The organism is Vibrio sp. E14 (assembly GCF_020515785.1).
Classification (GTDB): domain Bacteria; phylum Pseudomonadota; class Gammaproteobacteria; order Enterobacterales; family Vibrionaceae; genus Vibrio; species Vibrio diabolicus.
In genome coordinates this window covers 171,677-185,163 of record NZ_JAHPJI010000006.1, presented here as the reverse complement: position 1 = coordinate 185,163, position 13,487 = coordinate 171,677, and the positions used below count along the sequence as shown (strand labels likewise).

Below are 13,487 nucleotides of genomic sequence, written 5' to 3'. Positions count from 1 at the left end.
ATAAAAAAGCGACCTACTTTGAGGTCGCTTTTCATTGCACTATTGTTAAGTAGTACATCGATGAAGTGGAAATACTCAGCCTAAAACTTGATGTTAAGAACATCTTGTTCTGACGTGTCCACCTTCAACTGACTGCGAGATTCTATGTACTCGATTTGCTGAACATCGAGCGAATATGGCATAACGACTCGCAATTCATTGATCCCTTCATGTTTAGCTAACTGGGTTAAGCGGACCAAATTGGATTCATCACTTTTACGAGAAGACATCGATTTTAATGCGGCATCCCACAACCGATCTTCAGGCTTGCTCAATTCCGCAATGTTCTGTTTCCACATCAAACCGAAAATAGGCGCGATGGTGGCAAATGCCTCTAAAAAGGTCCATTTTTTACTACCTGTCGCCCCTAAAAAGCTAGTGTAGTCGAATTCAATGCACGTCTTTCCTTGTTGATCCATTCTATGCCCCCGACACTCGAAAATGAGATATACCAAATATCGTTCAACTGTTTTGATATAGCAATGGGATATAAAACATTCGTCTTTTATGCACTAATTTACATGCAAAAGGAAATATTAAAACCAGCTTTGTAACAACTGATGTACAGCTTCGCCATATATAAGCATTCAATTGATTAATATTTCAATTAAGAAACTAAAAACAACACGTAAGTAACGCTATCAATATGAAATCATTATAGATTCACCAAAAAAATATCAATTCTTGTCACAACGTCATCCGCCTACCTACTTCACATCAATCACTCGACTGGCCTTTTTATACTGTATCTTCCAACCAGCCCAGCGTGGCAGCTCCCAACGCTTTGGATCCCCCTTACGGTTTCCCTCTCGATAAACGACCTGTACCAGCTTGCGAGACGCGTAATACTCAACATCCAGTTGGAGTTCTGGCAGCGCAAGTTCTAAAGGGTACTGCTCCGTGAAATCGTCGTATTCCCATTCTGGAACACCGTTAAATGTAAAGTCTTCCGGTTCAAACAACGCCATATCATCGACATTTTCAACGCCTAATGTTTCCAACTGATCCTTTAACCAGCTAGAAAATGTCAAGGAGGCCAAGTCGTTAACCTCTTCTCCTTCGACATTAAGGCCCAATGCGTTGTAGAGTTTCCAGTGCTGGATTTGTTGTTTTCTTTGAGAAGCAAAACCTGGTAACAGTGTCTCGTCTTCTATCATTTCGACAATAGACTGAACAGCAACATCACCTTGTAACGCTTGATGTTCAGAACAGATTGTTCGCCCGGCGTAGACCAAATGCATCGTTGCTCTTGGGGTCTCCTCTTCATAATTCGTCTCGCCTTGTTGCCACTCCCCTAGTTCAAGTTCGCGTAACAACGTCAGCGGGATAGGCATCATGACCGATGCGAGGTTTAGTGTTTGCTTAACGCCTCGTCCTGGCACGCTATGGCTATCTAGCACAATGGCCGCTTCTTCTTTATCAGGAAAGCGGCTGTTACGCCCAACCAGCATCTCGACTACGCCATTTCCTAGAGCATCTCTTCGACGAGCTCGTCGGACAAACACAAGCTCAGGGTGTAATGAGGCGATGGAGAAAAAGAGCGCTTCACGTTTATATCGAGAGGCAACGTCAAGTTCCGGTAATTCAAATACTTCTCGCATTTGTTTCGCTAAACCTTGTGCCTCTTCGAGTGCGCTGGCATCAATGACAATGCCCGGAAGTCGTTCCCCCCGAACCAAACGGATAAGCAAAGAGGCATCACATCCGTATGGTTCCTCTTGAGATAGAAGCTCAGCAACTTCACCACTTTGTCGCTGATAGAGCTGCGCAGGCACAGATAAGGCGGCAGCCAAATCAATCATTGCTTCCTTCTCTGGCTTCGCTTGAATTCTGGTAACAAGATCGGCAAACAGTGCATCAATGGGTAGTGGATATACTTTTCTCCCGTGCTGCGTGACATTGCCATCCTCATCAATCGCTTCCATAGATAACAACGTCGAATGAGATGCCTCTAGCGACTTTGGGGGAATTGAGTCGAGAAAATCGAGTGTTGAGAGACGATACCCACAACAAGCTGCTGCCAGCATGGGCTCGACGAGCTCTTCTCTGTGTAATTCTGGAGGTGTCACCAACTCTAAAGGCGCGTGCTCACCATATAGACGAATACAAGCCCCTTCGGCAACGCGACCTGCTCGCCCCATTCGCTGCGCGGCACTGGCCTTAGAAATGTTGGTTAGCGTCAGTGCTGTACGTCCATTTCGTTGTACAGTTCTGCGCTCTAAGCCGCTATCAATGACAACTCGGATGTTAGGTATCGTTAAGGAGGTTTCCGCAACATTGGTTGCCAATACGACTTTTCGTTGTTTTTGCGTAGTTAACGCGCGGTGCCGTTCTTCATCACTAACCGAGGCATGAAGTTTGACCACCATGACTTCGCCGCAACTTTGTAGCATCTGAGCACATTGGGTGATCTCTTTGCGTCCAGGCAGGAAAACAAGAATATCGCCATCTTCATCTTCCAATGCTTCTTTTACCGCTCTGAAAACCTCTTGTTCACATCCCTTCTTATTCGGTAAATAACGGCTGTCTAAAGAACGATGTGTCACCGTGACTGGAAAGCAACGCCCTTCAGATCGCAGACGCTTCGCATTCAGGTAACGCGCTAGCTTTTCGCCCTCCAGCGTAGCGGAAGTGACGATCAACCGATGTTGATTTTCTTGATTCAAAATTGCGGTTAATAGATCAATATCCCAGCGTCGCTCGTGAAATTCGTCCACTATCACGATATCGAAGCCTGCTAGCTTGTTTTCCGCAAACCAACGCAGTGCGACTCCCGGAGTCACAAATACAACTTCGGTTTTTTCATCAAAGTAGGCATGAAGCTTGATCGCGTAACCGACTTTGCGACCTATTGGCTCACCAGATTGCTCCGCAAGATATTCAGCCAACGAGGTACAAGCAATTCGACGTGGTTCAATAACCAGCACGCGTCCGTGTTTTGCCGCCCACATAGGCAAACGGGTAGATTTACCTGACCCGGTTTCGGCTTCCACCACGAGATGGTTTTGGTTCACATGTTGGTCAAACTCAGCTTGCAGGCTGTCGATAGGTAGTTGAAACATAGAAATTGGATTTGATTTGATGATGCAGAACATTATACCCAAGTAAAAAAATCCTGCTTTAGGTATCTCTAAACAACCAATATTGCCGATATTTTCGGCGGTATCTGAGTTTTTTTGAGACATTACATTGATGTGCATCAACGCATGTTTACAACTAAATGGTGAACCCGTTAAAATTTGGTGCGCATCCTTCAACCCTACATAAGGCACCCAATGAACAACGATAAACGCCCACTATATATTCCATATGCGGGTCCGGCTCTTTTAGCAACCCCTCTTTTGAACAAAGGCAGTGCATTCTCTGCTGAAGAACGTAGTTCATTCAACTTAGAAGGCTTGCTTCCAGAGTCTACCGAAACAATCCAAGAGCAGGTGGAACGTGCCTACCAGCAATACAAGAGTTTCGAAAGCGATATGGATAAGCACATTTATCTGCGTAATATCCAAGACACCAACGAAACACTGTATTACCGCCTAGTGCAAAACCACATTTCTGAGATGATGCCTATCATCTACACGCCAACTGTCGGCGCAGCATGTGAAAACTTCTCTAACATTTACCGCCGTGGTCGTGGTCTATTCATTTCATATCCGAACCGTGACCGTATTGACGACTTGCTGAATAATGCAGCAAACCACAACGTTAAAGTGATTGTTGTGACAGATGGTGAACGTATCCTTGGCTTGGGTGACCAAGGTATCGGCGGCATGGGTATTCCTATTGGTAAACTGTCACTTTATACCGCGTGTGGTGGTATCAGCCCTGCTTACACGCTACCAATCGTGCTTGATGTGGGTACCAATAACCCGCAACGTTTAGCTGATCCGATGTACATGGGTTGGCGTCACCCTCGTATTACGGGTGCAGAATACGATGCATTTGTAGAAGAGTTTATTCAAGCAGTACAGCGCCGTTGGCCTGATGCCTTGATCCAGTTCGAAGACTTTGCTCAGAAAAATGCGATGCCTCTTCTTGAGCGTTACAAAGATCGCGTGTGCTGCTTCAATGATGATATTCAAGGCACGGCGGCCGTTACTGTTGGCTCTCTACTTGCAGCCTGTAAAGCAGCAGGCACTCAGCTGTCTAAACAGCGTATCACCTTCTTGGGCGCTGGCTCTGCTGGTTGCGGTATCGCAGAAGCGATCATCGCACAAATGGTATCGGAAGGGATTTCTGACGAGCAAGCTCGCTCACAAGTTTACATGGTTGACCGTTGGGGTCTGTTACAAGAAGGTATGCCTAACCTTCTTGATTTCCAACAACGCCTGGTGCAGAAACATACCAATACGAAAGAGTGGGAAAATGAAGGAAATGGCTTCTCACTCCTCGACGTTATGCGTAACGCCAAACCAACGGTACTGATTGGTGTTTCTGGTGCTCCTGGCCTATTTAGCCAAGAAGTCATCGAAGAAATGCATAAACACTGTAAGCGTCCGATTGTCTTCCCACTGTCTAACCCAACAAGCCGCGTGGAAGCGACACCGAACGACATCATTCGTTGGACAAATGGTGAAGCACTGGTTGCAACAGGTAGCCCATTTGAGCCTGTGGTTCATGAAGGTCGCACTTACCCTATTGCACAATGTAACAACAGCTACATCTTCCCTGGCATTGGCCTTGGTGTACTTGCTGTAAACGCAAAACGTGTCACCGACGAAATGCTAATGGAATCGAGCCGTGCGCTCGCAACATGCTCTCCTCTAGCAATCAACGGTCGTGGTGCACTACTTCCACCGTTGGAAGAGATTCACTCGGTATCGAAAAAAATCGCGTTTGCTGTTGGTAAGAAGGCAATCGAACAAGGTGTGGCATTAGAAATTACTGATGAAGCATTAAACGTAGCGATTGAGCAATCGTTCTGGCAACCGGTTTACCGTCGCTACAAACGCACTGCGTTTTAAGCTTGAGACATTTCGTTTAATAATTAGCCCCTACCATGTAGGGGCTTTTATTTTTTTATCATCCTAACCAGATTTTGGCATAAATGGGCTTCTCTCTTTTTGTTTCTATCAGATATGATGAGAACTACATTTTTAGTTAAGGATATAAAACGTTTTGTTGTTTTCTCGCATAAGATCAAAGTGGAAGCTGAAATTTTCCTGGAAGCGACTTGCTTTGATTTTGTCGATCTCTGTACTTAGTCTGCTTGTTTCTGTTATTGCCATCGACCGGTGGGTGGTTTTACAAGCCAAAGAAAGCATTTTCACTGAATACGAACAAATACCTCAACATGAGGTTGCTGTGGTTCTCGGTACCAGTAAATACATCGGTAAGATCCTCAACACTTACTACACTCATCGCATTAATGCGGCGATTGAGCTTTACAACCAAGGCAAAGTAAAACAGTTTTTATTGAGTGGCGATAACGCCCATCGCTCCTACAACGAACCGTGGACGATGAAACGCGACTTACTTAAAGCCGGCGTGCCTGAGGAAGTGATTCACCTTGATTATGCTGGCTTTCGTACTCTAGATTCGATTGTGAGGGCGAAAAAGATTTTTGCTTCGGAGCGCTTTCTGATTGTGACTCAGCGCTTTCATTGTGAGCGAGCGCTGTTTATTGCCGATGCTTACAACATTGATGCGCAGTGTCTTGCGGTAGCAGGACCTACGACAAACAAACAAAAAACATCAATGCGTATTCGAGAGTTGCTCGCCCGTGTGAAAGCCTTTTTAGACCTCTACATTATTAATACGCAGCCCAAGTTTCTTGGTCCTCAAGAACCTATCGTTGCAGTAAAAGAGCCTGAAAAAATCTCTAATGAGCCTCTGCAAGTTCCCGTCGAATAGAGGAACAACGCAGCTCACAAGGTTAATAACATTTCTATAAAACAAATGGGTAGTTTTCTACCCATTTCCAATTCTCAACATCACATTTTCTAATTTGCTCTACGATTCAGGCAAAACTCTTTTTTGCATTCCAAGTAACATTTAATCAATAAATAACTACAAGTCAGTTACTTTGCCATAAAAAAACCGACAAAAGGCAATGCAAAAGGAGCACTACCCATGACCGCACTCGCTGTGACATTGAAGAACTGGTTCTTCACTCGCAACAGCATGATTTTGAACGCGAATATCGTATTGTTCATTATCTTGTTTAATACCCTACCCTTTGAGCCACAAGTAGTAACCGGCCTAAGCATCTTAGTTTTTGTTGCTATTCTTTGGCTAACCGAAGCGATTCACGTCAGCATAACCGCGCTGCTTATACCATTACTTGCGGTATTTTTAGGCGTGTTTAACACTCAGACCGCGCTGAACAACTTCTCCAACTCCATCATCTTTCTATTCTTAGGTGGTTTTGCACTTGCTGCGGCTTTGCATAAACAGAAGTTAGACCAAGCTATTGCTGATAAAGTGCTGTTACTCGCACGAGGCAAAATGTCTGTCGCTGTATTCATGCTATTTGGTGTTAGTGCTGGCCTGTCGATGTGGATTTCAAACACCGCCACTGCCGCTATGATGCTGCCCCTTGTACTGGGTGTGATGACAAAGCTAGACGCGAAGAAAAATCACAATACCTTTTTGTTTGTTCTGCTCGGCATCGCTTACAGCGCTTCGATTGGTGGTATTGCAACGCTGGTTGGTAGCCCACCAAACGCCATTGCAGCAGCTGAAGTCGGCCTAAGTTTTACTGAGTGGATGAAGCTCGGTGTGCCTATCTCATTAGTACTAATGCCAATCGCTATTCTCGTTTTGTACACCATGACTAAGCCTGACCTTAGCCACAAGTTTGACCTTGACCATCAACCAGTCGAGTGGACAAACGGCAAAATGATTACGCTGGCGATTTTCTTACTGACAGTCACGTTGTGGATTTTCAGTAAGCCTATTAACGCTATGCTGGGTGGCTTCGCTAAGTTCGATACTCTTGTAGCCATTGGCGCGATCCTTCTACTTGGTGCTTCTCGCGCTGTAGAGTGGAAAGATATTGAGAAAACAACCGACTGGGGTGTGTTAATCCTATTTGGTGGTGGCATCTGTTTGAGTAACGTCCTAAAAGCAACCGGAACAAGCGTATTTTTGGCTCATAGCTTGTCAGGCTTCCTTGAGCAAGCCGGTATTCTTCTAACGATTCTTGCAGTGGTTGCTTTTGTTGTCTTCTTGACTGAGTTTGCAAGTAACACCGCCAGTGCTGCACTGCTGGTCCCTGTATTTGCAACCATCGCAGAGGCCTTAGGCATGTCTCCGGTCATTCTCTCTGCATTGATTGCCGTCGCTGCATCTTGTGCATTTATGTTACCAGTTGCAACACCTCCAAACGCGATTGTGTTCGGTACGGGTCATATCAAGCAAAAAGAAATGATGCGAATTGGCTTCGTCTTAAACATTGCCTGTATTGCTGCACTAACGCTTTTCGCTTGGTTGTTCTGGTAAAAACAGCAAGTTCGATTAGCACTACACTGCTGCTCACGGTAATCATATCGATGACCCAAACTTCCCCCTAAGTGGTGTTCAGCAGTTTCCCTCTTGGTGGCCAGTTGGCCACCTTTTTTTATTCCTTTGAGTTACGAATCGTTAGGCTTGCTTCCTTTCGCAGGCAAGCAAACCATAATGAACCTCGACCCGGTTACGACCATTGCGCTTCGCTTGGTAAAGCACTTCGTCTGCTCTCGCCATGGTTTCTGAGACACGTTCATTTTGCATTTGGGCGACGCCAATGCTGCATGTTAATGATTCACCGTGTACCCACAAATGACTCTCCACATTTTTGCGAATCATTTCCGACTTCTTCACAGCTTGCTCAATATTGGTGTCAGGGCAAAATACAACAAACTCTTCTCCCCCCCAGCGAACAAGTCGGTCATCTGGGTAGATGGAACTTGCCACCACCATGACAAATTCGCGCAATATGTCATCCCCCATTTGGTGCCCAAATTTGTCATTCACCTTCTTAAATTTATCCAAATCCATATAAAGGATACTGAATGTACTATGCCCCCAGCGAACTTGCCGTGATTGCTGCTCAAGCCAGTGCTGCACTGCGTGACGGTTCATCGCTCCCGTCAACGCATCGCGATGCGCCAACTCTGCAAACTCATAGTTTTGAGCTCGCAACGTACCATTCACCTTCTCTAAATGACGATGACGTTTTTTCGCTTTTTCATAAGCGACTCGATTTTTTCGTAATTCGTGCAGCGAAAATGCCAGTCCAAGCGCCATCCAAGAGAGTAAGAGCGCATACAGTAACGTTTCTTGTGCAAGGTAAGCGCCTTCAAACTCAATTTTATCAATCACAATTTTGTGCTCACCAAGTGCCGCACCAGATCCGGTCGCGATATCAATACGTGTGATGTTTGAAAATTCAGGTGCAGAGTGTTCAATCGCGACTTTGTTGTCTACTAACCACCACGTCATCACCTGTAAATTTTTAATCGGAATTTCGATGATGTCGTTTGAACCGGACGGAGAAAACTGCATGCCATTGTATTTAATCGTGTACTCGTCGTCTGGTTTGGAATACTCAGGGTTATAGTTGCGCAGATATAAACGCAAATCATGGCTCGGATTGGGCCCCACCCCCGCCTCTTCATATCTCACTTTCAATCGAATCGTATGGTAATTGGAAAGGTCAATCCCCTGTGTTGGCGTTGTGGAATCGGTATAAACAGAGATTCCGCAATAAGGCCAAGCATACGAGCTTTGCTTTAAGTCACAGCTGAGAACTAGGCTTTGCTTATCGTAAAAAATATCAGCCTCACTCAAGCCACCTTCGCTGGCGTCTTTAGTCGCATAGATATTGAAATGTTCTGGTGTAATGGTCAGCTTTCGTGTATCGCCAAGAACACTATAAAGCGCAACCAAACTAATAGTGCAAATAGAGAGGGCAAAGATAAATTTATGGATCCACTTCATGGGCGAGTGACCTGCTCAGCTTATATACAACACAATGTACTCAATGATTTTTCTAACTTCAAACAAAGTCATTTATCAAGAAACAAAATTACTTTTAGCTTTCGTTCTTACTTTCGATACATGGTAACGTGTTTTGAACCGTTATCACGTTTTTAAATCTCTCAAAAATGCGGTTCACTTGTTATTTGCGAAGCATTTCACAGCCGTATTTCCTAACCCATGAAGGCCAGTGCATAACATTTCAGAGCGATACATTTCGCTTTAATGTGCCTGTCAACCCTGCATCTCATCACCACTTCGGATATACTGTGCAAAAACACAATAATGAGTAATGTCATGTCATTAATTGCAACTGGTACGCTAAATAAAATGCGTGCATCTCTGGACGGTGCTGTCAGTTACCGTCTACCTGTTGGTGAGGAAGAAATTGATCTATCGCCGTTTCTGGGTAAAACGCTCACACTGACTCACACGGGCAATATTTTTTGTTGCTCATGTGGTAAGAAAACGAAAAAGAGTTATTCGCAAGGCCATTGTTTTGTCTGTATGAAAAAGCTAGCAAGCTGCGATATGTGCATCATGAAGCCAGAGACTTGCCACTACGACCAAGGGACTTGTCGCGAGCCACAATGGGGCGAAGAGAACTGCATGGTGGATCACTTTGTCTACCTATCCAATACATCCAGCTTAAAAGTTGGTATCACTCGTCATACGCAAATCCCAACTCGTTGGATTGATCAAGGTGCGACTCAGGGTTTGCCAATTTTTAAGGTAAAAACTCGCCATATCTCCGGTTTAATTGAAGTTGAACTGGCGAAACATATCGCAGATAAAACCAATTGGCGCACACTGCTGAAAGGCGACGGTGAACCAATGGCACTGCAAGATCGTTTTGCTGAGCTATTACCTTTAGTCGAAGATAAGATTGCTGAGATAAAACAGCAATTCGGTGAAGATGCAATTGAAATATTAAGCGAAAGCATTACCGACCTTAGCTATCCGGTGCAACAGCACCCAACTAAGATCACCTCGCATAATTTCGATAAAAACCCGGTTGTTACTGGCACTTTGCAAGGCATCAAAGGTCAATACCTCATTTTTGACACTGGCGTGATCAACGTAAGAAAATTCACTTCCTATGAAGTGGAAGTAAGCGCCTAGCTGCATATACATATATATAGCTGGTTTGTTGAAATAAAAACGAAAAAGCTCGAGTTTGACTCGAGCTTTTTTTTCTATCAGGAAGATATAATCAGTTACGCATCAAGGATGTTTTCTAGTACATCGAACAACATGTCGACTTCTTCTATTGTGTTGTAATGCATGCAACCAATTCGTACCACACCACCCGACTCTTCTAGACCAAGTTGACGAACTAAGCCCAGCGCATAAAAGTGGCCGTTCCAAACACAGATGTTGTGTTCACCCAGCGTTTTCGCGATAAACTCTGGAGAATATCGGTCGAATGTTAGCGCAAAAGTTGGTGTGCGGAGCTGGCTATCTTCTTTCGCAATGCCAAATAGATTGACACCATCTAGTGCACTCAGACGCTGTAAGAAACGCTCACTCAAGCGTTGCTCATGTTGTTCATACAACTGGTAACTTTGTTCCAATCGTTGACGAAGAGGTAAACCGGCTTCACCAAATTGAGCCAGATACTCAACCGCAGCAACGACACCAGCAAGACCTTCAAAACTTTGCGTCCCCGTTTCAAATCGGCCTGGGCCAATATTGGTTGCTGGCTCGACTTTGTACGGACGAATACTGTGCAGCCACTGATCGGCAATGTAAGCAATACCAACGTGCGGGCCGAAAAACTTGTAAGCAGAGCACGCTAAAAAGTCACAACCCAACGCTTGAACATCAACCAAGTGATGCGGCGCGTAATGAACGGCATCCACATAAACTTGTGCCCCGACGTTGTGCGCCATGCTTACTACTCGCTGCACATCCACGATAGAACCAGTCGTATTCGATGCATAGGTCACCGCTACAAGGCGCGTTTTATCAGAAAGAAGACTGCTTAAATGCTCCAAGTCCAACGTACAATCATCTTCGTTGATACGAACCTGATGAACGATAACGCCTTGATCTTCTGCCGCTTGTTGCCAGCTGGACACATTCGAATAGTGGTCCAAAGCAGAAACAATGATCTCATCTCCCTCTTGCCAATCTCGGCTAATCGCACGGCTGAGCTGAAAGGTTAACGATGTCATGTTCGCACCGAAGACGATATTGCCAGATGACGGCGCGTTAAGCAGAGCTTGCGCTGACTCGCGTGCGTTTTGCATCACGTCAACCGTCTTTTGGCTAGAAAAATAATGCCCGCCTAAGTTGGCGTTGAAACGACCTAAATACCCCACCATGCTGTCTAGCACTGATTGAGGTACCTGTGACCCGCCTGGACCATCAAAAAACGTCACAGGTTTGTCGTTATGGTATTGAGCGAGTGCCGGAAACTGCTCTCTGATCAGATTAAGATTGAAGTTCATTGCGCTTATCCGTAGCCGTGAGTACAAACACATCCATATGACCCGCTTCATCATCAATGACAGAACGGATTGGGCACGCGTTGTGCCACAGTTTACTGTCTGCCAATATTGCAACCTCACCCGTTTCTAACACCTTACGGAAAAATGGGGCTTGGTTATGACTGCTGTACAGCATGATGTCGCCACCAATGATGTTATGGCGTCCTACGCCAACCATTGCAATATGATCAAAACCGTCTTGGTGTACACCTTCAGGTGCCACTTGAGTTTCTTCTTCTAGCGCTGTGATTCGAATCTGGTGAATTTCTATTTCCTGGCCGTTAGGCAGATGATTCACATTGACAAACAATTCGCACATTTCTCGGAAACCATCACTGGTGAGAATATCCTTCTCAATCGGCTCAAATTGTCTTACAACATCACCTTGGAATCGGTTGATATCAGACGATTGAACAAAGCTATTTTTGTTTAAGTCAATGACTTTGTCGTTATCAAAACCAACCACAGAATAACGTCTTAGTCGATACTGACCATCTGCATGCTCGGTACGAGGCAGTTCTTCAAACGATGGGGAAAGCTGCTCAATTGCTGCCATGCTGAGCTGTGTTAAATGCAGAGTATTCTCACGTGAATGTAACATCATTGTCTCCTTTAATGAGGCACATTAATTAACATTTAATTCACACACTAGGTTACGCAAATATTCTGCAATTGCCAGCTTTTAACGTTGATAGCTTCAACAAAATAACAAAAACAACATAACAGACCAATCCAAAGCACAAATACAGAACCATGTTTCAGTTTTGCGCTTTGGCGATATTTGAAACTAGACTTCTCTACTACGAATAGAATTTTATGCTAGAAGTCAACGTTCTTTATCAATCTTTAGTGGGTTCTAATCTATAACCAATTATTCGATCACAATCGTTGTTTATGCTTTTAAAGCACTAAGAATTTCCATACAATCGAGGGAAATGTTCAGCCCTTTTTGGAGCCATAATGAGCGACGTAAAACATTGTAAACTATTAATTCTTGGTTCTGGTCCAGCAGGATACACAGCTGCCGTCTACGCAGCGCGTGCCAACCTAAACCCTGTGCTTGTGACGGGAATGCAACAAGGTGGTCAGCTAACCACCACTACTGAAGTTGAAAACTGGCCCGGCGACGCTGAAGGTCTGACAGGTCCTGCATTGATGGATCGCATGAAAGAGCACGCCGAGCGTTTCGAAACTGAAATCGTGTTTGATCACATCAACGAAGTAGAACTATCACAACGCCCATTTCGTTTAAAAGGCGATTCTGGCGAGTACACATGTGACGCATTGATTATTTCTACAGGTGCATCAGCAAAATACCTTGGCCTTGAGTCTGAAGAAGCATTTAAAGGTCGCGGCGTTTCTGCTTGTGCAACCTGTGACGGTTTCTTCTACCGTAATCAGAAAGTTGCAGTTGTGGGCGGTGGTAACACTGCTGTTGAGGAAGCACTTTACCTATCTAACATTGCGTCAGAAGTTCACCTGATCCACCGCCGCGATTCATTCCGTGCAGAGAAGATCCTTGTGAAACGTCTGATGGATAAAGTTGAAAGCGGTAATATCGTTCTTCATACCGATCGAACTCTCGATGAAGTACTTGGCGACGACATGGGCGTAACTGGCGTTCGTATTAAAGACGTCAACACAGGTGCAACTGAAGACCTTGAAGTGATGGGCGCGTTTATTGCGATCGGCCACCAGCCAAACACACAAATCTTTGAAGGCCAAGTAGACATGAAAGATGGCTACATCATCGTTAAGTCTGGCCTAGAAGGCAACGCGACACAAACTAGCATTGAAGGTGTATTTGCAGCTGGCGACGTTATGGACCATAACTACCGTCAAGCTATCACATCTGCAGGTACAGGTTGTATGGCGGCATTAGATGCTGAGCGTTTCTTAGACTCACTTGGTGACAAATAACTTTTCACATTTGTGTCATATCCTTAAAGCCCAGCGGTATTCCCGCTGGGTTTTCTTTTGTATACTACCGCCTCA

10 protein-coding genes are annotated in these 13,487 nt (G+C 44.9%); 5 read left to right on the top strand and 5 right to left on the bottom strand.

From position 1 onward, the window contains the following. Positions 1-80: 80 nt before the first annotated feature. Together LIX84_RS17140 and LIX84_RS17135 are read right to left on the bottom strand one after the other, a co-directional pair. Positions 81-458, bottom strand: a complete 378-nt coding sequence (locus LIX84_RS17140; protein ID WP_005377965.1) for a hypothetical protein — start codon at positions 456-458, stop codon at positions 81-83. 288 nt (positions 459-746) lie between these two features. Next, on the bottom strand, positions 747-3,101 hold the full coding sequence (locus LIX84_RS17135) for a helicase-related protein (RefSeq protein WP_226421816.1): 2,355 nt from the start codon (positions 3,099-3,101) through the stop codon (positions 747-749). Between the two features lie 213 nt (positions 3,102-3,314). On the opposite strand from LIX84_RS17135, the gene LIX84_RS17130 reads away from it, so the two are divergent. The 3 genes from LIX84_RS17130 (at position 3,315) to LIX84_RS17120 (ending at position 7,482) form a co-directional block, all read left to right on the top strand. Beyond that, complete coding sequence (locus tag LIX84_RS17130) at positions 3,315-5,003, top strand: NAD-dependent malic enzyme (RefSeq protein ID WP_005395857.1); 1,689 nt, start codon at positions 3,315-3,317, stop codon at positions 5,001-5,003. A 154-nt stretch (positions 5,004-5,157) separates the two neighbouring features. Further along, positions 5,158-5,892, top strand: coding sequence for a SanA/YdcF family protein (locus LIX84_RS17125; RefSeq protein WP_031780501.1), 735 nt, complete (start codon positions 5,158-5,160; stop codon positions 5,890-5,892). 219 nt (positions 5,893-6,111) lie between these two features. After that, the gene (locus LIX84_RS17120) at positions 6,112-7,482 is read left to right on the top strand and encodes an SLC13 family permease (RefSeq protein WP_005395853.1); all 1,371 of its coding nucleotides are present in this window, start codon (positions 6,112-6,114) and stop codon (positions 7,480-7,482) included. 141 nt (positions 7,483-7,623) lie between these two features. On the opposite strand, the gene LIX84_RS17115 is transcribed toward LIX84_RS17120, so the two are convergent. Beyond that, positions 7,624-8,961 (bottom strand): GGDEF domain-containing protein, encoded by a 1,338-nt coding sequence (locus tag LIX84_RS17115; protein WP_226421815.1) that lies wholly within the window; start codon positions 8,959-8,961, stop codon positions 7,624-7,626. Between the two features lie 336 nt (positions 8,962-9,297). Here LIX84_RS17115 and LIX84_RS17110 point away from each other — a divergent pair, with 336 nt between their 5' ends. Next, positions 9,298-10,122: a DUF2797 domain-containing protein gene (locus tag LIX84_RS17110; RefSeq protein WP_005393189.1), complete on the top strand. Its 825-nt coding sequence runs from the start codon at positions 9,298-9,300 to the stop codon at positions 10,120-10,122. Between the two features lie 95 nt (positions 10,123-10,217). Here LIX84_RS17110 and LIX84_RS17105 read toward each other — a convergent pair whose 3' ends face one another. Beyond that, positions 10,218-11,453, bottom strand: coding sequence for a cysteine desulfurase-like protein (locus tag LIX84_RS17105; protein ID WP_006742611.1), 1,236 nt, complete (start codon positions 11,451-11,453; stop codon positions 10,218-10,220). Next, complete coding sequence (locus LIX84_RS17100) at positions 11,437-12,093, bottom strand: 2OG-Fe dioxygenase family protein (protein WP_226421875.1); 657 nt, start codon at positions 12,091-12,093, stop codon at positions 11,437-11,439. The genes LIX84_RS17105 and LIX84_RS17100 overlap by 17 nt, the downstream gene beginning before the upstream one ends. Before the next feature lie 359 nt (positions 12,094-12,452). Here LIX84_RS17100 and trxB point away from each other — a divergent pair, with 359 nt between their 5' ends. Next, positions 12,453-13,412 carry a thioredoxin-disulfide reductase gene (gene trxB / locus LIX84_RS17095; RefSeq protein ID WP_005393195.1) on the top strand — a complete coding sequence of 320 codons (960 nt, stop codon included), beginning with the start codon at positions 12,453-12,455 and terminating at the stop codon, positions 13,410-13,412. Positions 13,413-13,487: the final 75 nt, after the last annotated feature.

Bases quoted from the DNA above. Each gene is read 5' to 3' on its own strand.
- LIX84_RS17120 (WP_005395853.1), top strand. From the start codon at position 6,112: ATGACCGCACTCGCTGTGACATTGAAGAACTGGTTCTTCACTCGCAAC.
- LIX84_RS17110 (WP_005393189.1), top strand. From the start codon at position 9,298: ATGTCATTAATTGCAACTGGTACGCTAAATAAAATGCGTGCATCTCTG.
- LIX84_RS17100 (WP_226421875.1), bottom strand. From the start codon at position 12,093: ATGTTACATTCACGTGAGAATACTCTGCATTTAACACAGCTCAGCATG.
- LIX84_RS17140 (WP_005377965.1), bottom strand. From the start codon at position 458: ATGGATCAACAAGGAAAGACGTGCATTGAATTCGACTACACTAGCTTT.
- LIX84_RS17115 (WP_226421815.1), bottom strand. From the start codon at position 8,961: ATGAAGTGGATCCATAAATTTATCTTTGCCCTCTCTATTTGCACTATT.
- trxB (WP_005393195.1), top strand. From the start codon at position 12,453: ATGAGCGACGTAAAACATTGTAAACTATTAATTCTTGGTTCTGGTCCA.
- LIX84_RS17105 (WP_006742611.1), bottom strand. From the start codon at position 11,453: ATGAACTTCAATCTTAATCTGATCAGAGAGCAGTTTCCGGCACTCGCT.
- LIX84_RS17135 (WP_226421816.1), bottom strand. From the start codon at position 3,101: ATGTTTCAACTACCTATCGACAGCCTGCAAGCTGAGTTTGACCAACAT.
- LIX84_RS17130 (WP_005395857.1), top strand. From the start codon at position 3,315: ATGAACAACGATAAACGCCCACTATATATTCCATATGCGGGTCCGGCT.